Below are 22,736 nucleotides of genomic sequence, written 5' to 3'. Positions count from 1 at the left end.
CGGTACCCCTACCCCCCTCAGTACGTCGTCCCGCCCCGGATCGACCCCAAGGAACTGCGTCCCGGCCGCATCCGGTACTTCGTGGGGGCGCTGATCGTCGTCTTCGGCATGGTGGCGGGCATCGGGGGGTTCATCCTCGGCATGGTCTCGTCGCTCGGGCTGCCCGAACTCGAACACCACGTGCGGGCGTCCGAGGGCGTCTCCTTCGAGTTGGCCGGAGGGGAGTCCGTCGACCTGGGTCTCTACCTCAACGGCAACGGCGGAGCGGGCGACTGCGTCCTCATCGACCCCACCGGGCGGGAACGGGAGCCCGTCGACCCGGGCTACACCCACAGCGCGAGCGAGAACGGTGAGTCCTGGAGGCTGACCGGCGTCTTCCCCGACACCGAACCCGGCGCGTACACGCTGGAGTGCCGCGACACCGGCACCCACATCACCCACGCGCTCGGCGACATCGGCGACGGCGAGGACGAGTTCCTGCGCGGAACCCTCCTGTCGCTGGGGCTGATGGTGGCCCTTCCCATCCTCGGTCTGGTCATCGGGGTCACGCTCATGGTCCTCACCGGAGTGCGCCGCAGTCAGCACCGCACCCGGCTGATCGCCGAACGGCTCCACGGGCGGCCCGGGTCTCCCCACGCCTGAGCCGCACACTGCCGCCATCGGACGCGGCCCGGCCCATCGCGGCCTGCGTTGGGCAGGACCCGGCGCGCCACGGCCCGCTCGGCCCGGTGCACCGCCACCGCCCCCTCTCGTCCGCCCCGCACGGTGGTCGGCCGGCACCGGCCCCCGGCGGACTCTCCGTCGACTCCCGACGCCCGACCGCCATGGGGGCGCGGGTTCCCGGGTAGAGGGTTCACGGACGGGTAGGGACGAGACGGGGGCGCGCATGAGCGGAACGGGAACACCGGGATCGGACGAGCGGGCGGCGCGGAAGAAGGCGGCCGAACGGCTCTGGGCCCTGGCCAGCCCGGTCACGCCGATGGCGATCCGAGCGGTGGCCACCCTCCGGATCGCCGACCACCTGGCGGAGGGCTCCCGCACGGCGACGGAACTCGGTGCCGCGGTGGGCGCGGACCCCGACGGACTGGCGCGGGTCCTGCGGTTCCTGACCGGCAAGGGACTGTTCAGCCGCGACGGAGAGCGCTTCGCCCTGACCGAGGTGGGGGCCACCCTGCGCACCGACCACCCGTACTCACGGCTCGGCTGGTTCGCCGGGGACGGAGCGCACGGACGCGGGGACGAGTGTCTGGCCGAACTCGCCGACGCGCTGCGCACGGGGAAGAGCGCCTACGCGCTGCGTTTCGAGGGGTCGGACTTTTGGTCCGACCTGTCCGCCGACCCTGACCTGTCGCGCTCCTTCGACGAACTGATGGGCTCGCGCATGGTGGAGCAGGCCCGGACCCTCGCGGGGATGTTCGAGTGGCAGGCCCTGGAGCACCTGGTGGACGTGGGCGGTGGGGACGGCACCCTGCTGCGCACGCTGTTGGAGCGCTTCCCCCGGCCCCGCGGCACCGTCCTGGACCTCGCCGGACCCGCCGCGACCGCCCGCGCGCACTTCCGGGCGGCCGGCCTGGAGGACCGGGCCGACGCGGTCGAGGGCAGTTTCTTCGAGGCCCTGCCGGAGGGCGGCGACGCCTACCTGCTGTGCTGGATCCTGCACGACTGGGACGACGCCTCGGCCGTGACCATCCTGCGGCGCTGCGCGGAAGCGGCCGGGGTGGACGGTCGTGTGCTGGTCGCCGAGTACGCCGGCGCGGGCGAGGTGAGCGAACTCGACCTGCGCATGCTCGCCTACTTCAACGGACGGGAGCGGGGCACCGAGGCGCTCGTCTCCCTGGCCGAACGGGCGGGGCTGAGTCTGGCGGGGGACCACGTCTCCGGACGCGTCGCACTGTTGGAGTTCACGACGACCCGACCGGCGTGATGTAGGTCACGCGCACGGTCGTCACCACCGGCAACGCGAACACCACACGAATCACCACCACTGCACCCATTGACGACCGCCCTCCACCCCTGGCTCCATGGGTCCACTTCTTCAACCCGCTACTGAGGAGAAGCACGACCCATGATCAACCGCAGACTCTTCGTGGGCGGGGCGTCGATCGCCGCCGCCACACCCCTGCTGGGCACCGTCGGCTGCGCCGGTCGACCCCAGGCCGCACGCCCCGTCAACAACGCCGACAATGTGGGAGCGCTCCCGGTCAGCGTGACCAACAACAGCGGCCGTTACGGCGACGACGAGGTGCTCCTGTACATCGTCGGCACCGACCTGACCACGGACCAGCACTGCTGGGTGGACTCCAGCGGAACGCCGCACCCGGTCTCCCTGGACGACAACACCGACGACGGGTACACGGACTACGCGATCCCCCTGGGCGCGCTGCCCGACGACATGACGCTGCCGTACATGTCCGGCCGCATCTACCTGGCCCTGGGCGGCAAGCTCGGCATCCGGATCGTGGAGGACGGCGACGGGAACCCCGCCCTGCAACTGCCCTCCGGGTGGGTCGAGGAGGACGGCTCCTTCGACGTCCTGCACGACACCGTGGAGTTCACCCACAACGAGGACGGCATGTTCTGCAACACCTCGATGGTGGACCAGTTCAGCGTGCCGATCGGCATCCGCCTCACCGGTGACGACGACCAGAGCACCGGGTTCCTCCTGCCGGGCGGGCGCGACGCGATCTTCGAGACCCTGCGCGCCGACTCCGACTTCTCCCCGCTCGTCTTCGACGACCACCGCATCATCGCCCCCGGCCACGGGCTCGACACCGGGATCTTCCCCAGCGACTACTTCGACCCCTACGTGGACGAGGTGTGGTCGCGCTACGCGGGCACCGACCTGAGCGTGACCACCAACGCCGGAACCTTCACCGGCCGGGTGGAGGGCGACGAACTGCTGTTCGACGGCGGGGTCTCCCCCATCCCCCGGCCGAGCACCCGGGACGTGCTGTTCTGCGACGGCGCACTGGCCGCCCCGAACGACGGCATCACCGGTCCGGTCGCCGCCATCGTCGGCGCCGCGCTCAACCGCTCCACCCTGCTGGACTCGGCCGACCAGCCGACCAACGACCCGGCCGCGTTCTACCTGAACGAGATCGCCAACCACTACGCCGCCGTCTTCCACGAGAACACCGAGGACGGCAAGGCGTACGGGTTCGCCTTCGACGACGTGGAGGACTTCGCCTCCTACGTCCAGGACCACGGGCCCTCCGGCCTGGAGATCACCCTGACCCCGTTCTGACCGGGGCCGGAGCAGGGGCGCCCCGCCACCCGGGGGTGACGGGGCGCCCCGACACGGGGTCGTCGCTGAGCCTGTGCCCGGTGCGGTCGTGGCCCCGGCCCCGGCACGAACCGCCGCCGACACGGGCGTACCCGCCCCTCGCTCCCGCGCCCCCTCGGGTCCCGTCCCGGCGGGCGTGCTCACGCCGACGGCCGCGACAGCGGCGCGGAGGCCCCTCGGTGCACCGTCCACCAGGCGCGGACGGTCGTGCTCACCCGGGCCGGCCCCGCACGTCGGGGTCGGCCCGGGGCAGGCGGGGCTCCGCCAGACCGAGCGGACCGTCCGGCGCCGGGGCGAAGGCCGCCTCGACCACGGCCGTGTCCACCTCGGCCAGGGTGCTCGGGGACCATCGCGGCGAACGATCCTTGTCGATCACCTGCGCCCGGATGCCCTCCACCAGGTCCGGCCAGGCCAGGACGGCGCAGGAGACCCGGTACTCCTGTTCCAGGACCTCCTCCAGCGTGTCCAGCGCACGGGCGCGGCGCAGCGCGGCCAGGGTCGTCTTCACCGAGCTCGGCGACTTGCCCACGATGGTCGCGGCGGCCTCGGCCGCCTCGGGGTCGCCGTGGGCGCGCAGGCGCTCGACGATCTCCTCCGCGGTGTCGGCGGAGTAGCAGGTGTCGATCCATGAGCGGCGGTCGGCGAGCGTGCCCGCGGGGGCGCTCTCGGCGAACCGGCCCACCGTCGCGAGGACGGCGGCCTCGGACTCCGCGTCGGTGAGCGCGGCGGCCAGGTCCGACAGCCGCTCGGAGGGCACGTAGTGGTCGGCCAGACCGGCGTACAGCGCGTCCGCGGCCCCGACCGGCGTGCCGGTCAGCGCCATGTGGGTGCCGACCTGCCCGGGTGCGCGCGACAACAGGTGGGTGCCGCCCACGTCCGGAACGAACCCGATGGTGGTCTCCGGCATGCCCACCGTGGCGCGCTCGGTGACCACGCGGAATCCGCCGTGCGCGGACACCCCGACCCCGCCGCCCATGACCACGCCGTCCATGAAGGCGACGTAGGGCTTGGCGTACCGGGCGATGCGCGCGTTGAGGTGGTACTCGTCCCGCCAGAAGCGGGCGGCCTCGCCATCGCCGTCCAGGGCACTGGCCCGAATGGCGCGAATGTCGCCTCCGGCGCACAGGCCACGGTCGCCGGCCCCGTCGATCAGCACCACGGAGACGGACTCGTCCTTCTCCCAGGAGTCGAGGGCCCCGGCGAGGGCCAGGACCATGTGGTGGTCGAGGGCGTTGATCGCCCGGGGGCGGTGGAGGGTGGCGCGGGCCAGCCCTCGCTCGACCCGGAGCAGCACCGTGGCGTCGTCCCGGGTGGTGGCGTCGGACATCAGGCGGCCCCGACGCGTGCGTGAACGATGGTCAGGCTCATGATCTCTCGTGGGTCCCTTCCAGGAGGCGGTGCGCCCTTCGGGGCGCACCCTCGTGTCCCTGCCGTACTCGGCCGGCCGGTCCGCCGTGCGCTCCGCGCGGCCGGAGGTCGGCCGCGCCTGGCCCGGTCCGCGTGGAGTTCCCCACCGTCTCCCGACCGGGACCGCACCGGGGCGCCGATGGTCGTCGCACGGGGCTCGACGAGGACGCCCGGGGTACGGGTCGGTCTCCGGAGAGCGGTACGGCTGCGCGATCCCACCGGAGGCGTATCGGCCCCACCGGCCCTCGGTACCCCCACCGTATAGTCGGACGTCCTACCGAATCCAGATCACGCCCACGGCCCACGATGCCCGCCCCTGTGTACCCCCACGCGGACCGCGCGGTGAACGGCCGGGCCGACGGACGGGGCGCCCGCCGAACGATCGGGAGGCCGGCCGCGCCCACGGTGGCACCGACCTCTCCGGAAACGCGTGCCGACCGGAGGGTTCCACCCGCGGCCCACGACCCGATCCGGTGACCGGGCCGCACCGGGCGGTCTCCGGACCGCCTTGAGGCACGCGACGCTCCGTGGTCGGCCTCCGGCCCGCCGGTCAGCCACCCACGGCGGGACCCCGGCCCCCGACACTCCCGATCAACACCTCGGGAAAGCCCTTTCCGGAACGCCATTCGGTCATCGGCGAAAGGAAAAGGTGAACGACTTTCACGCCACCGAGGACGAAAACGACACTCCGGATCCCTGGTCCACGATCCCTCGGTTTCTGCACGGTGAGGACCACGGAAGAAACGGAACCACGCCGCGCCTTTCCCGGGACGATCCGACCACACCCGCGAACGCGCGGGGCACCGGCGTCTCCCCGATCGTGTCCTTCCTCACCGAGTGGTTCCCGCACCGCCTCCGAGGAGCACTTCCCCGCCCTTCTCCCCTGTTCCGGGCCTCGGCGCCGCACGCCACCACCGTCCCTTCGCGGGGACGCCCCTGCGGCCCGCCCGCCGATCGGAAACGGTTCCCTCGCATTCTTCGACAAAGGCGCGACACCGTACGAGGACACGGGAGAATCCTTTCCGCCCCGCCACCGAGGGGCCCGAGGGCACGCGGGTGTCGCACGTGCCCCACCGAGACGGGCGGTACGGGTCGGGTGCCACGTACCCCCGGGCCGGATCCCGGCGGACCCGCGCCCGCCCACCCCGCCTCATGGGCATTCGGTCCGGTGCCGGTCACGGTGTGTCGCCGCCGGCCCCTGACGCTGAACGCGCGTTCCAGTGCCCCTCCGCCGGGAACCGCCCGCGACCGGCGCGCGGAAGGATCGGTGACCCCCGTGTCCGACTCCACCCCCCGGGCGTCCACGGCCCCGCTCGGCGGCCGGTTCTGGGCCTTCTGGTCGGCCGCACCGGCCTCCGACCTGCGTGACGGCGTGGCGATGATCGCCGTGCCCTGGCACCCGACGACGCGGCGCTGGTCGCCCTGGGGGCGACCGCCGGACGGCTTCCGTGGCTGCCGTTGGCCCTGCCGGCGGGGGTCCTCCTGGACCGGCTGCCCCGGCTGACCCTGATGGTGTGCGCCAACACCCTGCGCCTGGTGTCGTGGGCCCCCTCGCGCCGGCGGTGTTCGCGGGCTGGGGGTCGATCCCGCTGCCGGCGGCCTTCGCGTTCCGCTTCGGTGCGTTGGAGGTCTGTTACGACAGGGCGACCGAGACCACGGTGACGACGCTGGTGCCCCGGGACCGGCTGGAGCGCGCCAACGGGCACCTCCGTTCCGGGGCGGTGGCGGCGCAGGAGTTCGCCGGACGCCCGTTGGGCGGTGTCGCGTCGCCCCTGGGCCTGTTCGTGCCGTTCCTGTTCGACATCGCGGCGTTGGCGGTGTCGGTGGTGGCGGTGACCCCGACCGTGCCGGTGGTGGCGGCCGTCTACGTCCTGGCGGGCGGGTCGGTGATGGTCTACGCGGTGGCGATGACCTCGATCCGTCAGCGCATCACCCCGGACCACCTGTTGGGGCGCGTGAACGCCGCCATGCGCACGGTCGGCTGGGGCATGAGCGCCGTGGGCATGGCGGCCGGTGGTGTCCTGGTGGCGTCCCTCACCCCCGCCTTGGACCCGGCCGACGCGCTCCGTGCACCCTATGCGCTGGTGAGCGTGGCCGGCCTGGCGGTGGTGGTGTTCTTCGGACGTCGGCTCACGCGTCTGGTGCGCGAGCACGACGTCTGAGTCGGCGGCGGGGCGCGGGGATCAGCCCCCGAGCGACCGCAGCATCCGGTGCGCCTCGTCCATACGGTGCGGGTAGGCGTCCGGACTGTCGGCGAGCTTCATGGCGGTGAGTTCGCAGGCCATGGCGGCGTGCGCCGCCAGGACCGCGGTGCTCTCCTCCGTGCCCGCCTCCACCAGGGCGGCGGCCAGGCGGAGCGCCCGCTGCTGACGGGTGAGCAGGTAGCGGGAGCGCAGGTCCACGCTCTCTCTGAGCAGGCGGACCAGCACCGCCGAGTGCGCCGGGGACAGGGAGGCGTAGGGGCGGGTGACGGCACCGGCCTCGCGGAGCAGGGCGAGTGTGGCCGCCAGATCGGTGCCGAGCGAACGGTCCGCCTTGTCGCGCACGTAGGCGCACATGCGCTCCACCTCGGCGGAGTCGTCGGCGAAGAGCACCTGTTGCTTGTCGCCGAAGTACCGGAAGAAGGTGGTGCGGCCGACCTCGGCCCTCTCGGCGATGGCCGCGACGGTCACGTTGTCGAACCCGTGCTCGGCGAAGAGTTGGAAGGCGGCTGACACGATCATGGCCCGCGCCTTGCGTCGTTTACGCGCGTGGAGCGTGTCCGGGGGGTGGTGCATGAGGCGACCCTATCGATGGGAACTCGGTACATCTTGGTACTCGGGACCGTCCATTGGGACGCTGGTCCCGAAACGTACCGTGAGACCGAGGGAGCGGGAAGTCGTCCGGGTTGTAGAAGGGATGGGATCCGCGCGGAGACCGAAGGCCGTGGGGAGCTTCGGTTCACCACCGGTTGGCCAGGGATTTTATTGCAAAGGGGCAGGCGACCGACAACCGCCTTCCACTAACCGGCGCACCCCTGCCCGGAAAGGGTTCCCCGCTGACGGAAGTTATGCCTCTTGCGGGTCTCCATTTTCCGGGAACGCGGATAAACGCGCCTCCGGCAAATAGTTGGGGTTCCTAACTATTTACTTTCCGCAGCGTCCAGAACCCTGTCACACGGCGCGTTCGACCACGTTCCGGACATTCCGCACGCTCAAGATCGGTGCGCGCACCCCCCGATCGTCGGTGCGCTGTGCCACAGTGGAGACATCCATCACACTGCGGGGTACGTCATGGCATATCTCCTGGTCATAGGCACACGTAAGGGCCTCTTCACGGCGCGCTCGGAGGACCGGCGCACGTGGGAGGTGCAGGGTCCGCACCGGCTCGACGAAGCCGACGACGCCGGGATGAGCCCGGTGTACACGGTCGGCATCGATCCGCGCTCGCGGCGGCTGCTCGCGGGCACGGAGAGCTGGCACTTCGGGCCGAGCGTCTGGCACAGCGACGACCTCGGCGCGACCTGGGTCGAACCCGCCGCACCACCGATCCGCTTCCCCGAGGACACCGACGCCTCGCTCGTCCGCGCCTGGCAGTTCGCGTTCGGCCCGGAGGCCGACACCGTCTACGCCGGGGTGGAACCGCACGCGCTGTTCCGTTCCGTGGACGGAGGGCTCAGCTTCTCCCTGGTCCGGTCGTTGTGGGACCACCCCCACCGGGCGAACTGGTTCCCCGGCGCGGGCGGAGCGGCCATCCACACCGTCCTTCCGGGCACGCTCGGCTCGGGCCGACGTTCGCCCGAGGCCATCACCGTGGCCATGTCCACGGGCGGCGTCTACCAGAGCGCGGATCACGGGGCCAGTTGGACGCCGACCAACCGGGGCATCTCAGCGGGGTTCATGCCGGACGAGGAACCCGAGTACGGGCAGTGCGTGCACAAGGTGGCCGCCGCGCCCGACGGTTCGTTCTACGCGCAGAACCACCACGGGGTCTACCACAGCACCTCGCCGGACACCCTGGGCTGGGACCGGATCGAGACGGGGCTGCCCACCGACTTCGGTTTCGCGATGGTCGCGCACCCGCACCGGCCGGAGACGGCGCTGAACTTCCCCGTGGTCAGCCAGGAGGTGCACCTGCCGCCGGGGCACCGACTGAGCGTGTACCGCACCGACGATTCCGGGGCGACCTGGCACGCGGTCGAGGACGGTCTACCGAAGGAGCCCTACTTCGGGATCGTGCTGCGTGACGGGGCCTGCACCGACGGGGCCGCGGTGCCGGGCTTCTACTTCGGCACCCGTTCCGGCGACGTGTACGCCGCCACCGACGACGACGGGCGCTGGCACCAGGTGGTCGCCCACCTGCCGGACGTGTTGTGCGTGCGCGCGACGGAGGTGTGAGATGCGCGTGACCGTGCACCTGACCTCGCTCCTGCGGTCCGACGCCGAGGGGGCCGCCCACGTTCCCCTGGAGGTCGACGACGCCGCGGTGCTGCGCGGGGTCCTGGACACCCTGACCGCCCGCCACCCGGGGCTCGACCGGCGGATCCGGGACGATCGCGGTGAGCTGCGCCGGTACGTGAACGTGTTCGTCGACGAGGACGAGTGCCGCACGGTGGGCGGGCTCGACGCCCCTGTGCGCGACGGCGCGGACGTGCGCCTGCTGCCGTCCGTCGCCGGCGGCTGACCCCGGCGTGCGCGAAGGCCCCGGGGCCGACCCTTCGCAGGGTCGGACCCGGGGGCCGCGCGATCCACCGGCGACACTCCCCCGGTGCGGGGCCGTGTCCGTTGGGGCCTCCGCCGCGCTGCGGTGCGCGGTCGGGCGCCCGAGGGCGCGGTGGGGCCTGGGGGCCCGGCGGTACGACGCCCCGGCCCTAGCCGACGGGGCCCCTGCGGTCCGCGGGGTCCGGTGCGTCGACGACCGTTCCCTCGCGGCCCGTGCCGTGGCCTGCCGCACCTGGGGTGCCCGGGTCCTCGACGACCGACACCGCAGCGCCCGGCTCCGCGACGGCCGGGGTCTCGGAGGTCCGCATCGGTTGGGGGCGCAGATGGGTGAGGCTCCGCCAGACCCATTCCACGGGTCCCAGCCGGAACCGACGCGTCCAGACCCGGGCGACCAGGAGCACCACCACGAAGTAGGCGACGGCCACCGCGTAATGCCCGAGCAGGGGGATCTGCCCCTCGAAGGGCTTCATGAGCAGGAACACCGCGGTGCTTCCGAGGTAGACGGTGAGCGTCATCCGACCCAGCGGCGCCAGACCGCCCAGGGAGCGGGCCACGACCCCGTCGCGACGCAGCAGCCACCACACCAGCCCCAGGTAGAACAGGGCACCGCCCAGACCCGCCAGCGTGGTGGAGAGGGACATCATGAGGTCAGCCCCCGGGGCCGTCACCGGCATCCCGTCCGCACCCATGACGGGGATCCCGTCGGCGTCCATCTGCCTCGGGAACACCAGGTCGGCGCCGAACAGGGCCAGCAGGCCCAGGACCTGTCCGGCCAGGCCGATCCCGATCATCGGGACGGCGAGTCGGTTCGGCCCGGTGTGGTCCGGGGAGAGTTCGGGCCGACGGGCCAGCCACACGCCCACAAGGAAGAAGCCGAGGGTCTGGGGCACCGGTAGGAGCTGGAGCCCCCAGTCGGTCGACGGGTTCACGAGGTACTCGAACACCGGGGCGACGGCGAACGCGGCGGCGGCCGCCCACAGGGGCCGGCGCACCGCGCCACGCAGCAGGAACGGGATCAGCGGGGCCAGGACCAGCGCCGTGACCGCGTAGACGGTGAGGATGTCCCCGGAGAAGACCAGCATGTGCGGGATCCCGAAGAGCAGTCCCAGGACCGCGTACCGGCGGAGCATGGTCACCAGGGGACGGCCACCACGCCGGGCGACCGACCGCCAGGCCAGCACGACCCCCACGCCCAGCAGCACCATGAGCATGGCGCGGGCCTTGCCGGACATGAGCAGGTTCAGCGCGCCGTCCAGCACCGACCCGAAGGTGGTGGGCTCGCGTTGGCCGGTCATCTCCGCGGTGAAGACGACCGCGGTCGCGTTCATCAGGACCACGCCCACCATCGCCAGCGCGCGGACGATGTCCAGGTAGGCCACCCGTCCGCCGGTCGGCGCCGACGCCGACGCGACGGTCGGCTGCACAGTACTCACGGATTCTCCTCCGGTTCGTCGAGGGCTTCAGCCTCGCCCGCGCACCCCCTCCCGCACATCCACCGAACAGCCGAGACACGCCGACACCCGGGTCGGCCGTTCGGACGATGCCCGAGCCGGCGGTGTCGCTCTAACCTGGGGCACCATGACCCGCCGCTTCGCTCCGCACCGACTCCTCGACCTGCTCGACCAGAGGGCGCGCACCTGGCACCGCTTCGCCGCGCTCGGTCTGTCGGTCGCCCTCCTCCTGTCCTGGGCGACGGACCTGCGCAACGTCGTCCGGTCACGGGAGATCGTGGACTGGATGGGGCCTCCGCACTCCCCGATGGACTTCGCACCGGCCATCGCGGGGGCGGTGTGCGTCCTGGTGGTCTGGCTGGTGGTGCGGCCCCGGGTGGGACGTACCGCCACGGTGGCGGCCGGGATCGTCGTGCCCATAGCGGTCATCGTGACCTCGGCCCTGCTGTGGCCGGTGCCCAAGGGCGTCTTCGGCTTCCCCATCTCCATGACGGAGGCCCTCGGGATGCTGACGGTGCTGGCCCTGACCGCCCTGCGCGGTCGGGCCTGGCAGATCCTGCTGGTGTCCGTGCTGGCGGCCCTGGCCGCCTTCTCGGACCACCTGCGCGAACCCTTCAGCATGACGGCCGGCACCCCGCTTCTGCTCGTGCTGGTGGGGCTGGCGCCGGGTCTGTATCTGCGGTGGCGGGCGGCGGACCGTGAGGCCCGTCTCCGTCGGGTCCGAGCCGAGGAGCGGTTGTCCATCGCCCGCGACCTGCACGACGTGGTCGCCCACGAGGTGACCGGGATCGTGGTGCGCGTCCAGGCCCTGCGCCACGTGGCCGACCGCAGACCCGAGCTGGTCGGCGAGGCCCTGCCGGAGATCGAGGAGGCCGGCACACGCGCCCTGGAGTCCATGCGCGGGATGGTCTCGCGGCTGCGCGGCCCCGAGGAGGCTCCCCTGGTGTCCGATCCCGTGGAGGGGCTGCGCACCCTCGCCGCGCCGGCCGGGCACGGGCGACCGGAGGTGTCGGTGAGCGTGACGGGGGCCGTGGCGGACCTGTCGGCGGCGGTGGGCACCGCCGTCTGGCGGATCGCGCAGGAGTCGGTGACCAACGCGCTGCGGCACGCCCGGGGGGCGACCGGCGTGGACGTGGAGGTGTGGACCACGGCCGACGAGGCGCGCCTGCGGGTCACGGACGACGGGCGGGGCGGGAGCCGCGGCGGACCCGGCGGCGGGCACGGACTGCTCGGCATGGAGGAACGTGCTCGGATCCTCGGCGGTACGGTGGCGGCCGGACCGAGCGGACGGGGGTGGACGGTGACGGCGATGATCCCGATGACCGAGAGGGGGCGGGGTGACGATTAGGGTCCTGCTCGCCGACGACCAGGGGATGGTCCGGACGGGCTTTCGTTACATGCTCGACGCGGAGGACGACATCGCCGTGGTGGGTGAGGCCGGTGACGGGGTCGAGGCGGTCCGGCTGGCCGAGGAACTGCGCCCGGACGTGGTCCTCATGGACATCCGTATGCCGGGCATCGACGGGTTGGAGGCCACCCGACGGCTGGCCGGACCGGGGATCGCCGATCCCCTGAAGGTGGTCGTGGTGACCACGTTCGACCTGGACGAGTACGTGCACGCGGCGTTGACCGGCGGCGCTGTGGGCTTCCTGCTCAAGGACGCGGGCCCGGCACTGCTGATCGAGGCGGTGCGGGCGGCGGAGCGCGGGGACGCCCTGGTCTCCCCACGGATCACGGTGCGGCTGCTGCGCCACTTCACCGGGCCCGGGCCCGGGTCGCCGGCCCCCGTGACCGACACGGGCGGGTTGACCGCCCGGGAGACGGACATCGTGCGCGAGGTGGCGCGCGGGTGCACCAACACCGAGGTCGCGGCCGAGCTGCACGTCACCGTGAGCACGGTCAAGACCCACCTGGCCCGCGTGCAGGAGAAGCTGGGGGCGCGCAACCGCGTGGAGGTCGCCATCTGGGCGCACCGGAGCGGTCTCGTCACCTGAGCCGCCCGCCTTGGCGAAAAAGTGAGCGGGTTCTGACCCGCCCCTCCCGTGTCGCCCCTGTGCCCTTTCGCGTCCGAAGAGTCATGATCGTGGTGAATCGCGCTCCGACGACACGACTGCGAGGTATGCCCCATGGCCACCATGCGCGCGGTCCGGTTGAACATCACCGACCGGACCCTGAAGGTCGTCGACGTCCCCAAGCCGTCCCCGGGACCGGGACAGGTCCTCGTCCGCGTGCGGGCCGCCGGTGTCTGCCTGTCCGACGTGCGCCTCATCGACGGCGCCTTCACCCCGCTCCATCTGCGCGGGGACACCGTCACCCCGGGACACGAGGTGTCCGGGGTGATCGCGGAGGTCGGTCCGGAGGTCCTCGGCCACGCGGTCGGCGGCCGCGTCGCGCTCCAGTCCGGTGAGCACGACCACTACGGTCGGCCGCTCACCCGCGGGGTCGACTACGACGGTGGTTGGGCGGAGTACGCGCTGGCGAACGAAGGCACGCTCGTGCCGATCCCCGACGACCTGTCGTTCGAGCAGGCGGCGATCATCCCGGACGCGGTGTCCACCCCCTGGGCGTCCGTCACCACCACCGGTGACGTGCGCGCCGCCGAGGCGGTGTGCGTGTGGGGCGTGGGCGGGTCGGGCGTCCACGCCGTCCAGTTGCTGCGGCTGGTGGGGGCGGCGCCGATCATCGCCGCCGACCCCGACGTGGAGGCCCGCCGATGCGCCCTCGCCTTCGGCGCGGACGAGGCACTGGACTCCACCGCGCCGGACTTCCTCACGCGGATCGGTCAGCTCACCCATGGGCTGGGGCTGGACGCCGCCTTCGACTTCTCCGGTGACCCGGCCGCCCGCGAACAGGCCGTCCGTGTCCTGGGCGAACACGGTCGGCTGGTGCTGGTGGGGTCGTCCGGCAAGCCCGTGGAGGACCAGGAGGGTACGCGGTTCGGCTACCTGCGCCAACGGATCCTGGGGCACCACGGCTCCGAGCCCGAGCACGTGGTGCAGTTGGTGGACCTCGTGCGCGCGGGGCGGATCGACTTCTCCCGCTCCATCAGCGGCACGTTCGCGCTGGAGGAGGCGCCGGCGGCGGTGGAACGGTTGGAGCGACGGGTCGGGTCACCGGTCCGCCTGGTCCTGTGTCCCTGAGCGCCCACCCGCGGGCCACCACCGAGGCTTCCCGGTGGTGATCCGCGCCGTCGGGGAGGCCTCGCCGTGGGCGCGGCTACCAGCCGGACACCCTGTAGTCCTTGAGGAAGCACCCGTGAACGTCCTCGCCCAGTTCGCCCCGGACGATGGGGTCGTACACCCGCGCGGCCCCGTCCTCCAGGTCGAGCGGGGCGTGGAAGCCGGCGTCGGCGAGGCGCTCCCGGTCCGGGTGCGGACGCTCGTCGGTGATCCACCCGGTGTCGACGCTGGTCATGAGGATGCCGTCGGTCTCCAGCATCTCCTGCGCGCTGGTCCGGGTGAGTTGGTTCAGCGCGGATTTGGCCATGTTGGTGTGGGGGTGGCCCGGCCCCTTGTAGCCGCGACCGAACACGCCCTCCATCGCGGACACGTTGACCACGTAGGTGCGCCGGGCGGGGGACGCCGCCATCGCCGAGCGCAGGCGGTCGACCAACAGGAACGGCGCGCTCACGTTGCAGAGCTGGACCTCCAGCATCTCCACCGGGTCGATCTCCCCGGCCCGCCGGGTCCAACTGTTGACCGGGGCGAGGTCCGGGACGAGGCCGCCCGCGTCGATCGCCCCACCCGACCGGACCTTGTCCGGGTGGGCGGCTCCGGTGGTCAACGCCAGGGAGGTGAGCATCTCCGGGGTGAGCGCGTGGGGCGCGACCCCGGCGATCTCCGTCGCGGCCGCCCCCTCCAGGGCGCGCGGCCGCACACCGCCGAGCACCAGGGGTTCGGGCAGCCCGTCACCGGTGAGCGGTTCGGATTCCGCCACCATGAGCGGGGCGTAGGACTCCGGTGAACGCCGCACGGTCTGCGCCGCGTTGTTGATGAGGATGTCCAGGTGTCCCTGCTCGGCGACCGAGTCGGCCAGCCGGAGCACCTGCCCGGGGTCGCGCAGGTCGATGCCGACCACGCGCAGTCGGTGCAGCCAACGGTCGCTGTCGGGCATCGCGGCGAAGCGGCGCACCGCGTCGTTGGGGAAGCGCGTGGTGATGGTCGTGTGCGCGCCGTCGCGGAGCAACCGCAGCGCGATGTACATGCCGATTTTGGCGCGACCGCCGGTCAGCAGCGCACGGCGTCCGGTCAGGTCGGTCCGGGCGTTGCGGCGCTCCCGGTTGAAGACCGCGCACTCCGGACACAGCTGGTGGTAGAAGGCGTCGACCTCGCGGTACTTCTGTTTGCAGACGTAGCAGGGGCGGGCCTTGCGCAGCACCCCGGCGAGGGCCCCGGCACTGCCGCTGGTGAGGGCGCGCCCGTTGGTCTCGTCGTCGATGCGGTCGGGCGCGGCCGTGGCCGTGGCGGCCATCACGGCGCCGTCGTGCGCCTTCTGGTCGGCCTGGCGCTCCTTGCGCCGCCGCTCCTTGAGCGCCTTGAAGAGCCGGGCGGTGGCCCGCTGGAGGACGATCGAGTCGTCGTGGTCGCGGGGCAGCCCCTCGGCCTTCGCGAGCACCTCCAGGCACACCCGGAGGTCCTCCGGGTCGATCCCGTCGGCCGTCACCCTGGTCACCGTCTCCGTCATCACCGCACCCACCACAGATCTCGGGCCCGCTTCGCCGGACCATGAGGAACCTTATGCGCAGGAGCGGACCGTCGGCGCCCGGAACGGGCGACCCTGGTGCGCGGCGGTGGCCGGGACGGGCGACCATGGGGGGAGTCAGCGTCGACGGAGGGCACCGGTGGTGTCCGCGAACGAGGGAGGCCCCGTGCCCCAGTCCGAGTCCGGACCGAGAACGGCCGAACGCGAGTTCGTGGTGCTGCTGGACGAGGAGCACCGCCCCGCGGGGGTGGCGGACAAGGCGACCGTGCACGGCGCGGACACTCCGCTGCACCTGGCGTTCTCCTGCTACGTGGCGGGCCCGGACGGCCGGGTGCTGTTCACCCGGCGTGCGCTGGACAAGACCACCTGGCCGGGGGTGTGGACCAACAGTTGCTGCGGCCACCCCGGCCCGGAGGAGTCACTGGTGGAGGCGGTGCGTCGCCGGGTCCGCCAGGAGCTCGGGATCGGGCTGACCGAGGTCACCGAGGGCCTGCCGGACTTCCGTTACCGGGCCGTCTCGGCCGAGGGCATCGTGGAGAACGAGTTCTGCCCGGTCTTCTGGGCGCGCACCGAGGACGAGCCCACCCCCGACGCGCGTGAGGTGGCCGAGTACGCCTGGGTGCCGTGGGAGGACGTCGTGGCCCTCGCCGCACGCACGCCCTGGGTGATCAGCCCGTGGGCGGCCGAACAGATCCCGCGCCTGGACGCGCGGAGCTGACCTCGTGCGCGGGCCCCGGGAGGGCGGTCCGCGCACCACGCCGCACCGGACGAAGATCGCTCCCGCTCCGCGGGCGGGGTAGGAACCCCTCGGAAGACCCCCGACGCGTTGGAGCGCCCATGTCCGAACGTCCCACTGCCCTGGTGTTCGACGTCCTCGACACGCTCTTCCCCCTCGGCCCCCTGGAGTGGCGGTTCCGTGAGGCCGGTGTCCCCCGGGTGCTCATGACCCGCTGGTACGACCACCTGCTCCGGGACGCTTTCGCGCTCTCCCTCCTGGGCTCCGACGGCGGGTTCGAGGACGTGGCCCGGGGGTCGCTGCGCGACATCACGGGCCATCAGATCGCACCGTCGGCGGAGGACGCCGTCATCGACGGACTCACCCTTCTGGAGCCGCGCCGTGAGGCCGCGGAGGCGCTGGCGACGGCACGGGAGGCGGGGGTGCGCACGGCCGCCTCGGGTCTGCTCGGTGCCGCCGGGACCCGGCGTCTCCTGGAGCGCGCGGGCCTGGAGGTGGACACGGTGGTCGACGACGGCGATCCGCGGGCGTGGAAGCCGCTGGCGCGGGCGTATCAGCGGTGCGCGCGGGCGCTGGAGGTGCCGGTGGAACGTCTGGGGTTGGTCACCGCGCACGGTTGGGACGTGGCCGGGGGCCGCGCCGCCGGGCTGGTGACGGGCTGGTCGTCCCACCTGGAGGGACGTTTCCCCGTGGTGTTCGACGGCCCGGACGTCGAGGGGTACGACCTCACCACGACGGTCCGCGGTCTTCTGGCACTGGGCTCGGAGCCCGCCGAACCGGAGCCCGAGGGCGCCGAGCGCTGAACCGGGCGGGCGCGGACGCCGGTGGTCCCGTGTCCCGGGATCAGGGGGGTTCGGGGCGGAACCAGGGTCCGGCGGGGTCAGTCGTCCCAGGAGGCGTCGTACCGGGGGTGTCCTCGGTAGACGGCGGCGAGGTACTTCACCGCGAGCCGCCAGGCCAACAGCTCGGACCAGGGGTCGCCCTTGACCTTCACCGCGTTCCCGGACCCGTCGAGGATGCTCATGCTGGCGGCGTGCGCCTCGGTGTACCCCTGGACGATCTTGCGCTTGGCCGCGACCTCGGCCAGCGCCCGTTCCCGACCGCGTGAGCCCACGGGCACGGCCTTGGACGCGCGTTCGTCCTCATCGAGACGCGCCTTCAGGAACTCGACGATGGTCAACGGACGACTCCTCTTCTGTACCCCCAAGTCTTACATTCGGTTCAGTATCTGCCATTCGACCCATTCGGGCCACCCCAGGACCCCGCACCCCGAAGTGCCACCCCCTGGGCACTGTTCTTGGAAGTGGGAGCGGAGTAGGGCTCAGACCGGCGTCGTGGTCGATGTGCCTGGCCGTCATGAACTCTCCGATGCCGAGGGGCGCTGCTCGCCCCGCTCCTGCCCACCGACGCCCCCAGCGGCGAAGAGCTCATCGCGAGCATCGAATCCACCACCGTGCGGACCCATCCGAGAGGATTCCGTCGGGGGGTCTCTCACTTCGGCGCCAATCGGAGGCAGCCCTCCGATTCTCCGGTTAGCTTCGATGACGGCGGAGGCGGGGAACGGCCCGTCCCTCCCCTGAACCGGAACGGACGGAGAAGACATTGGCGCAGATGCGCGCGGCCCGCTTCGACGGCTACGGGGCACCCGAGGTGCTGTACGAAGGCAGGGTCCCCCGCCCCGAAGCGGGACCGGACCAGATCTTGGTGCGGGTGCACGCCAGCACGGTCAACGGCGGCGAGCTGATGCTGCGCTCAGGTCGGCTCTCTCCGCTGACCGGCCGACGTTTTCCCAAGGGCATCGGCATCGACTTCGCCGGTGAGGTCGCCGCGGTGGGTGCCGAGGTGAGCGGGCTCGCCGTGGGCGACCGCGTGTGGGGCTTCGTGGGCAGGACCGGGGGAAGTGCCACCGCCGAGTACGTGGCCGTGCGCCCCGATCGGGTTTCCCACAGCCCCGAAGGCCTCGACTCGGTCGAAGCGGTTTCGCTGACCGCCGGGGGGACCACGGGCATCACCGCTCTACGAGACAAGGCTCAGGTCAAGCCGGGTGACCGTGTGCTCGTGCGCGGTGCGAGCGGCGGGGTCGGCAGCGTGGTCGTCCAGCTGGCCAAGGCGATGGGTACACACGTGACCGCGCTGGCTGGAGCACGCAACCTCGACTTCGTCCTCGGTCTGGGCACCGACGAGGTCTTCGACTACGCGACCACCGGCCCCGAGGAACTGGCTCGGCTGGAGCGCTTCGACGCGATCATCGACATCGTCGCCACCGACCTGCCCGCCTACCGCCGACTACTCACCCCGGACGGACGTCTGGTGGCGGTGTCCATCGGCTCGTTCGCCTCGTTGTCGCGTCTCCTGTGGGCGACGGTGACGAGGTCTCGCCGGATGGGATTCTTCAGTGGGAACCCCACGACCGCGCTCTTCAGCGATCTGGCCGGGTACGCGGAGCGAGGCGAGGTCCGCCCGGTCGTGGACACGGTGCACGAGCTGGCGGAGATCGCTGATGCCCACCGCGCTCTGGAAGCCGGAGGGGTGCGGGGCAAACACGTCATACGCCTGATCTGATCCTGGCCCCGAGACCGGGGCGGGCGGGGAACGTCAGCCGACCGAGACGGAGGAGCCCTTCCAGCCGATACCGCGAAGCGCCGGATGCGGTCCCAGGCGGGGTGCCGGCGGCAGGGGGCCGAGTTCCGGAGCGTCACTGAAGGCCTGGATGAAGTAGGACGACAGGCGTCGGGCGGCGGCAAGGGCGTCCTCCTGGGAGTCGGCCGTGATACCGCTGTTCGCCATGATCACCAGGGTGAGGTCGTCGCGGACGAAGTCCGGGCGCAGCCCTCCGGCGGCCTTCGCCCGGCGGGCGAGCTCGGCGAAGGCGTTCTCGGCCCGGATCCGCTCCTTCTCGAAGAGGTCACCGCCGGAGAAGGCCTCCCGGAACACGGCGTTGAAGCCTCGGTCCTGGACCTGCAACGTGCACAGCTTCTCTATGAACCCGCAGAACCCGCGCCAGGGGTCGGGGTCGTCAAGGGCCGCGTGGAGGGCGGACACACAGATCTCGAGCTGCCCGGAGAACGTCTCGGCGAGCAGCTCCTCCTTGGCCGGGAAGTGCCGGTAGAGCGTGGCGATGCCGACCCCGGCGCGCTGGGCGATCTCGGTCATCGATACCTCGATTCCCTTCTCGGCGAAAACCGACCGGGCGGCGTCGAGGATGCGTCGGCGGTTGTACAGAGCGTCGGAGCGCGGTTTCCGGGAGGGTTTTGGCGGCATGCGCCCCACTTTAGGCCAACCAGAGTCTCCCCTCCGTTTCTCTTGTCGACTTCGCTGACACCGAAGAGAGCAGTGGTGGGTCGGCACTCCGTGAGAGGAGGGGCGAATGCGACCCGGTCCTCGGTGGAGCGGTGGTCGCCCATCCCCGCGGCTTCGAACTCGTCGTGGTGGTCGGTGCCGACGGTTGCACCCAGGTAGCGCAGGACCCGGGAGACGGGAAGGGAATCGGCAGGGGGATCCTCGCGTTCGTAACGCCACGGAACCTCCCAGATCAGGACGCTCGGTCACCCTTGGGTCACCGGATCGGGACTCTTGTTCACCCCGTAGTGGTGGGGGCGCACCGGTTTCCATGAGGATGGGGCACGATTCCTCCCACTCCGGGCAGACCAGAGCGGTTCTCCACACGACCCCGGGTGACCGTGCATGCCGGGTACACCCGCATCCCCCTCAGCCTCCGGCCAGCCCGGTTCGTTCGCCCCCCGGGGGGACTCGAACCACACCCCTACAGGACCAGGCTCCTCTGATCATGAGCGCGGACCTGTCGCTGGACGGGCGATGACCCGTGATGGATTCTTCCTGCTGATCCCGCTGGACGACCATGGCCGCTGTTCTGATGCCGGCCGTGATCGCGGCCGCTGTCTCCTCCCCGCACATGCACGAACCCGCCTCGCGCCTTGGTGAGCCCGAGTGGCGCGCGGCCCTATTCCCGCTCTCGATCGACGGCATGATCGTCGCTTCCTCCATGACCCTCCCGAGCGATGCCCGCACCGGCCACAAGGGAGGTCTACTGCCGTGGACGCCGTTGATCATCGGGGCGATCGCACCCCTCGAACTGCGGCACGCTGCGCACCACCTCCAGACCGGTCCTGCCGAACCACTCGTCCAGCAACGCGGACGCGGTCCCGTCCTGGTACATCTCGCTGACCGCCTTGTTCACGGCCTCGCAGGCGGCCACGTCGCCGTACGGCAGGCCCACTCCGTACTTCTCGTCGGTGAAGGGGTTGTTGACGAACTGGAACGCCTCCGGGTCCTCGGCGAGGAACCCGGCGAGGATCAGGTTGTCGGTGGACACCGCGTCCACCTCGCCGTCGGCCAGGCGCTCGATGCACGCGCTGTAGCTCTCCGCCTCCTGAATCTCGGACACGTCGATGCCCAGGCCGTCGGTGATCCGGAACGCCGAGTTGGACCCCTCGCCCTGGCAGACGCTGCGCCCCTCCAGGTCACGGACCCCGGACACCGCGTTCTCCCCCGCGCGCACGAGGATGTCCTGCTTGGCCACGTAGTACGGCCCGCCGAAGGTCACCTCGGTCTTGCGCGCCGGGGTGATGGAGTAGGTCGCCACGACCATGTCCACCTCACCGCTGATCAGCTTCTCCTCGCGTTCGGCCGAGGTGACGGGGACGAACGCGACGTCGGTCACCCCCAACCGTGCGGCGATGTAGCGGGCCACGTCCACGTCGAACCCGACGAGCGCGTCGCCCTCCTCCAACCCCAACCCCGGCTGGTCGGCCTTGACGCCGATGGTCAGCGACTCCGCGTCCACCAGCGTCTCCTCGTCCTCCGCCGAGCAGGCGGGCAGCGCCAGGAGCGCCGCGGCGGCCAGGACCGTCGCGGCGCGCGCCCGGCGGCGTCCGAACCACATCCGTGTGCCCCTCTCGTTCTGCCGGTTCATCTCGGTCCGCCCGTCACCGGTACTCGGCGAGCCGGGGTCGGACCCCGACCACCACCAGGGCCAGCAGCAGGAGCGTGCCCACCGGGAGCGCCCGGGTCCACGGCTCCAGGGCCGCGTCGCCCCGGTCGATCCCGGCGGTGAACTCCTCCCGGTGCAGGTCGATGAGTGCGTCCAGGGCGTCCCGGTAGGCGGCGAAGGCCCCCTCCTCGGCGTGGGCCACCCCCATCCGGACGTCGATCGCGGTGTCCAGGTCGCCCTCCTCCGCGGCGGCCCGCAGCGCGCGGTCCTCGACCTGGAGGGCGTTGTAGGCGGACAGCACCTCCGCCAGCGCGTCCTCCCGACCGGTGGCAAGGGCGGTCTGGGCGCTCTGGCCCAGGTAGCCCAGCGTTCCGGGGTCGTCGGGGTCCGACCCGTCCGAACCCGGCAGCACCGGGAACGTCTCGGGGACCTCGGCGACCCGCTCGTAGTACTCGTCGAGGGTGCTCGCAGGGCGGAACAGCACCTGCTGCGAACGTTCCAGGTAGACCTGCTGGTAGTTGTCGGCGAACACGTCGTCGATCAGGTAGCGGCTCTGGTCCGCCTGCGCGTCCGTGGTGATGGCGCCCGCGCGGGCCGACGCCATCGCGGCGTCCAGTCCCTCGTCCTTGGCCTCGCTCTGGTGTCCGCCGCTGGTGTCGAGCGCCACGGTGACCCCGATCGTCAGGGCCGCCGCGACCAGGGTCGCGGCCAGGAGCGGGGCGTTGAAGCGGCGGCGGAACCGCACCCGCAGGTACAGCTGGAGGGCGATGAGCGAGGCGACGGTGGCCGCCCCCACCCCACCGACCCACACCAGGCCGAGCGCCACCGAGGACCGCCCCTCGTCGTGGTTGGCGCGCACGATCGCCGACGAGTCCAGCCCCAGGTTGAAGGCCTTGGGCAGCAGCTCGGTGTGCATGAGCCGTGTGGCCTGCCGGTAGGTCTCCAGCGCGCCGGGGTCGACCTCCCCGGGCGGGGCGGCGGCCTCGTCGTTGAGCAACCGGGCCTCGGCGGCCAGCCCCTCGTAGGTACCGATCCCGTCCAGGACCGCCTGGACGTTGCGCTCCTCGACGGTGTCGCCCTCGGTCAGCGAGGCCGCCTGGAGCAGGGCCTCGTTGGCCCGGCCCCGACTGTGCTCGTAGCCGGTGACCGCCTCCTCGCGCCCCGATCCGAGGTCGTGGTCGGTGCCCATGAGGAGGAGGTCGGCCACACGGGCGTCCATGTCGGCCAGGGCGAGGTACAGCTCGGTCGTGGCCATGGCCTGCGGTCCCGCGTCCCGCCCCAGCACGTGAAGACCGTCACGGGCCCGGTCGAGGGTGAGGCTCGCGGACCCGAACAGGCCCACGATCGTCGCCACGCAGAGCAGGGACAGCAGCCACACCCGGGCCGGGGTGGTGCGCAGCATCGTCCGGAGCACCGGCCACCAGGAGCGGAGCCGTGGTGTCGCCCCCTCCGCACCGGGGTCGGGAGCGGAACCGCGTGTGGGGCCCGGGACGGGGCCACCGGGGGC

Annotated in this window: 21 protein-coding genes and 1 pseudogene; 14 read left to right on the top strand and 8 right to left on the bottom strand. The window is 72.1% G+C overall.

From position 1 onward, the window contains the following. From DSY14_RS17730 to DSY14_RS17720, 3 genes are all read left to right on the top strand, one after another. The coding region (locus DSY14_RS17730) for a hypothetical protein (protein ID WP_211717694.1) at window positions 1–642 on the top strand (642 nt) is incomplete at its 5' end. 244 nt (window positions 643–886) lie between these two features. Further along, window positions 887–1,924 carry a methyltransferase gene (locus DSY14_RS17725; RefSeq protein ID WP_211717693.1) on the top strand — a complete coding sequence of 346 codons (1,038 nt, stop codon included), beginning with the start codon at window positions 887–889 and terminating at the stop codon, window positions 1,922–1,924. 141 nt (window positions 1,925–2,065) lie between these two features. Beyond that, window positions 2,066–3,244, top strand: coding sequence for a beta-1,3-glucanase family protein (locus tag DSY14_RS17720; protein WP_211717692.1), 1,179 nt, complete (start codon window positions 2,066–2,068; stop codon window positions 3,242–3,244). A 250-nt stretch (window positions 3,245–3,494) separates the two neighbouring features. On the opposite strand, the gene DSY14_RS17715 is transcribed toward DSY14_RS17720, so the two are convergent. Then, the gene (locus tag DSY14_RS17715; protein WP_211717691.1) at window positions 3,495–4,610 is read right to left on the bottom strand and encodes an enoyl-CoA hydratase/isomerase family protein; all 1,116 of its coding nucleotides are present in this window, start codon (window positions 4,608–4,610) and stop codon (window positions 3,495–3,497) included. Between the two features lie 1,356 nt (window positions 4,611–5,966). On the opposite strand from DSY14_RS17715, the gene DSY14_RS17710 reads away from it, so the two are divergent. Further along, window positions 5,967–6,194, top strand: coding sequence for a hypothetical protein (locus DSY14_RS17710; protein ID WP_211717690.1), 228 nt, complete (start codon window positions 5,967–5,969; stop codon window positions 6,192–6,194). Between the two features lie 37 nt (window positions 6,195–6,231). After that, a complete protein-coding gene (locus DSY14_RS17705; protein ID WP_249188058.1) occupies window positions 6,232–6,852 on the top strand; it encodes a hypothetical protein in 621 nt (206 codons plus the stop codon). Window positions 6,853–6,873: 21 nt separating this feature from the next. Here the strand turns inward: DSY14_RS17705 and DSY14_RS17700 are convergent, their stop codons facing one another. Continuing rightward, window positions 6,874–7,467: a TetR/AcrR family transcriptional regulator gene (locus DSY14_RS17700; protein WP_211717689.1), complete on the bottom strand. Its 594-nt coding sequence runs from the start codon at window positions 7,465–7,467 to the stop codon at window positions 6,874–6,876. Window positions 7,468–7,962: 495 nt separating this feature from the next. Here DSY14_RS17700 and DSY14_RS17695 point away from each other — a divergent pair, with 495 nt between their 5' ends. Next, window positions 7,963–9,066 (top strand): sialidase family protein, encoded by a 1,104-nt coding sequence (locus tag DSY14_RS17695; protein WP_211717688.1) that lies wholly within the window; start codon window positions 7,963–7,965, stop codon window positions 9,064–9,066. A gap of 1 nt (window position 9,067) precedes the next feature. Next, window positions 9,068–9,352, top strand: coding sequence for a MoaD/ThiS family protein (locus DSY14_RS17690; RefSeq protein WP_211717687.1), 285 nt, complete (start codon window positions 9,068–9,070; stop codon window positions 9,350–9,352). Window positions 9,353–9,539: 187 nt separating this feature from the next. Here DSY14_RS17690 and DSY14_RS17685 read toward each other — a convergent pair whose 3' ends face one another. Then, window positions 9,540–10,823 (bottom strand): DUF418 domain-containing protein, encoded by a 1,284-nt coding sequence (locus DSY14_RS17685; RefSeq protein ID WP_307851260.1) that lies wholly within the window; start codon window positions 10,821–10,823, stop codon window positions 9,540–9,542. Window positions 10,824–10,968: 145 nt separating this feature from the next. Between DSY14_RS17685 and DSY14_RS17680 the strand changes: the two genes are divergently transcribed. From DSY14_RS17680 to DSY14_RS17670, 3 genes are all read left to right on the top strand, one after another. After that, window positions 10,969–12,189, top strand: coding sequence for a sensor histidine kinase (locus tag DSY14_RS17680; RefSeq protein ID WP_211717686.1), 1,221 nt, complete (start codon window positions 10,969–10,971; stop codon window positions 12,187–12,189). Further along, window positions 12,179–12,835 (top strand): response regulator transcription factor, encoded by a 657-nt coding sequence (locus DSY14_RS17675; RefSeq protein WP_211717685.1) that lies wholly within the window; start codon window positions 12,179–12,181, stop codon window positions 12,833–12,835. Before DSY14_RS17680 ends, DSY14_RS17675 begins: the two co-directional genes overlap by 11 nt. A 132-nt stretch (window positions 12,836–12,967) precedes the next feature. Next, window positions 12,968–13,981 carry a zinc-binding dehydrogenase gene (locus tag DSY14_RS17670; protein ID WP_211717684.1) on the top strand — a complete coding sequence of 338 codons (1,014 nt, stop codon included), beginning with the start codon at window positions 12,968–12,970 and terminating at the stop codon, window positions 13,979–13,981. 76 nt (window positions 13,982–14,057) lie between these two features. Here the strand turns inward: DSY14_RS17670 and DSY14_RS17665 are convergent, their stop codons facing one another. Beyond that, window positions 14,058–15,524 carry an SDR family oxidoreductase gene (locus DSY14_RS17665; RefSeq protein ID WP_211717683.1) on the bottom strand — a complete coding sequence of 489 codons (1,467 nt, stop codon included), beginning with the start codon at window positions 15,522–15,524 and terminating at the stop codon, window positions 14,058–14,060. A gap of 184 nt (window positions 15,525–15,708) precedes the next feature. Here DSY14_RS17665 and idi point away from each other — a divergent pair, with 184 nt between their 5' ends. Together idi and DSY14_RS17655 are read left to right on the top strand one after the other, a co-directional pair. Then, entirely contained in the window at window positions 15,709–16,260 is a 552-nt protein-coding gene (gene idi, locus DSY14_RS17660) for an isopentenyl-diphosphate Delta-isomerase (protein WP_211717682.1), read from the top strand. A gap of 119 nt (window positions 16,261–16,379) precedes the next feature. Then, window positions 16,380–17,081, top strand: coding sequence for an HAD family hydrolase (locus tag DSY14_RS17655; protein ID WP_211717681.1), 702 nt, complete (start codon window positions 16,380–16,382; stop codon window positions 17,079–17,081). A gap of 77 nt (window positions 17,082–17,158) precedes the next feature. Here DSY14_RS17655 and DSY14_RS17650 read toward each other — a convergent pair whose 3' ends face one another. Next, window positions 17,159–17,458: a DUF6221 family protein gene (locus DSY14_RS17650; RefSeq protein ID WP_211717680.1), complete on the bottom strand. Its 300-nt coding sequence runs from the start codon at window positions 17,456–17,458 to the stop codon at window positions 17,159–17,161. A 431-nt stretch (window positions 17,459–17,889) separates the two neighbouring features. Between DSY14_RS17650 and DSY14_RS17645 the strand changes: the two genes are divergently transcribed. After that, window positions 17,890–18,840: an NAD(P)-dependent alcohol dehydrogenase gene (locus DSY14_RS17645; protein ID WP_211717697.1), complete on the top strand. Its 951-nt coding sequence runs from the start codon at window positions 17,890–17,892 to the stop codon at window positions 18,838–18,840. A 33-nt stretch (window positions 18,841–18,873) separates the two neighbouring features. Here the strand turns inward: DSY14_RS17645 and DSY14_RS17640 are convergent, their stop codons facing one another. Then, window positions 18,874–19,539: a TetR/AcrR family transcriptional regulator gene (locus tag DSY14_RS17640; protein ID WP_211717679.1), complete on the bottom strand. Its 666-nt coding sequence runs from the start codon at window positions 19,537–19,539 to the stop codon at window positions 18,874–18,876. Between the two features lie 598 nt (window positions 19,540–20,137). Between DSY14_RS17640 and DSY14_RS29270 the strand changes: the two are divergent. Then, a pseudogene (locus tag DSY14_RS29270) lies at window positions 20,138–20,302 on the top strand (DUF2637 domain-containing protein); the annotation flags it as partial. 21 nt (window positions 20,303–20,323) lie between these two features. On the opposite strand, the gene DSY14_RS17630 reads toward DSY14_RS29270, so the two are convergent. Continuing rightward, window positions 20,324–21,181: a glutamate ABC transporter substrate-binding protein gene (locus tag DSY14_RS17630; protein ID WP_211717696.1), complete on the bottom strand. Its 858-nt coding sequence runs from the start codon at window positions 21,179–21,181 to the stop codon at window positions 20,324–20,326. Window positions 21,182–21,224: 43 nt separating this feature from the next. Then, window positions 21,225–22,631, bottom strand: coding sequence for a hypothetical protein (locus DSY14_RS17625; protein WP_211717695.1), 1,407 nt, complete (start codon window positions 22,629–22,631; stop codon window positions 21,225–21,227). Window positions 22,632–22,736: the final 105 nt, after the last annotated feature.

The sequence above is a fragment of the Nocardiopsis sp. MG754419 genome (genome assembly GCF_018207095.1).
Taxonomy (GTDB): Bacteria; Actinomycetota; Actinomycetes; order Streptosporangiales; family Streptosporangiaceae; genus Nocardiopsis.
This window is presented reverse-complemented; position numbering and strand designations above follow the sequence as displayed.

What these genes read in the sequence shown, in the direction of transcription:
- DSY14_RS17645 (WP_211717697.1), top strand. Translation starts at nt 17,890, where the DNA reads ATGCGCGCGGCCCGCTTCGACGGCTACGGGGCACCCGAGGTGCTGTAC.
- DSY14_RS17725 (WP_211717693.1), top strand. Translation starts at nt 887, where the DNA reads ATGAGCGGAACGGGAACACCGGGATCGGACGAGCGGGCGGCGCGGAAG.
- DSY14_RS17715 (WP_211717691.1), bottom strand. Translation starts at nt 4,610, where the DNA reads ATGTCCGACGCCACCACCCGGGACGACGCCACGGTGCTGCTCCGGGTC.
- DSY14_RS17665 (WP_211717683.1), bottom strand. Translation starts at nt 15,524, where the DNA reads ATGACGGAGACGGTGACCAGGGTGACGGCCGACGGGATCGACCCGGAG.
- DSY14_RS17655 (WP_211717681.1), top strand. Translation starts at nt 16,380, where the DNA reads ATGTCCGAACGTCCCACTGCCCTGGTGTTCGACGTCCTCGACACGCTC.
- DSY14_RS17630 (WP_211717696.1), bottom strand. Translation starts at nt 21,181, where the DNA reads ATGTGGTTCGGACGCCGCCGGGCGCGCGCCGCGACGGTCCTGGCCGCC.
- DSY14_RS17695 (WP_211717688.1), top strand. Translation starts at nt 7,963, where the DNA reads ATGGCATATCTCCTGGTCATAGGCACACGTAAGGGCCTCTTCACGGCG.
- DSY14_RS17680 (WP_211717686.1), top strand. Translation starts at nt 10,969, where the DNA reads ATGACCCGCCGCTTCGCTCCGCACCGACTCCTCGACCTGCTCGACCAG.
- DSY14_RS17625 (WP_211717695.1), bottom strand. Translation starts at nt 22,631, where the DNA reads ATGCTGCGCACCACCCCGGCCCGGGTGTGGCTGCTGTCCCTGCTCTGC.
- DSY14_RS17690 (WP_211717687.1), top strand. Translation starts at nt 9,068, where the DNA reads ATGCGCGTGACCGTGCACCTGACCTCGCTCCTGCGGTCCGACGCCGAG.
- DSY14_RS17700 (WP_211717689.1), bottom strand. Translation starts at nt 7,467, where the DNA reads ATGCACCACCCCCCGGACACGCTCCACGCGCGTAAACGACGCAAGGCG.
- DSY14_RS17670 (WP_211717684.1), top strand. Translation starts at nt 12,968, where the DNA reads ATGGCCACCATGCGCGCGGTCCGGTTGAACATCACCGACCGGACCCTG.
- DSY14_RS17720 (WP_211717692.1), top strand. Translation starts at nt 2,066, where the DNA reads ATGATCAACCGCAGACTCTTCGTGGGCGGGGCGTCGATCGCCGCCGCC.
- DSY14_RS17640 (WP_211717679.1), bottom strand. Translation starts at nt 19,539, where the DNA reads ATGCCGCCAAAACCCTCCCGGAAACCGCGCTCCGACGCTCTGTACAAC.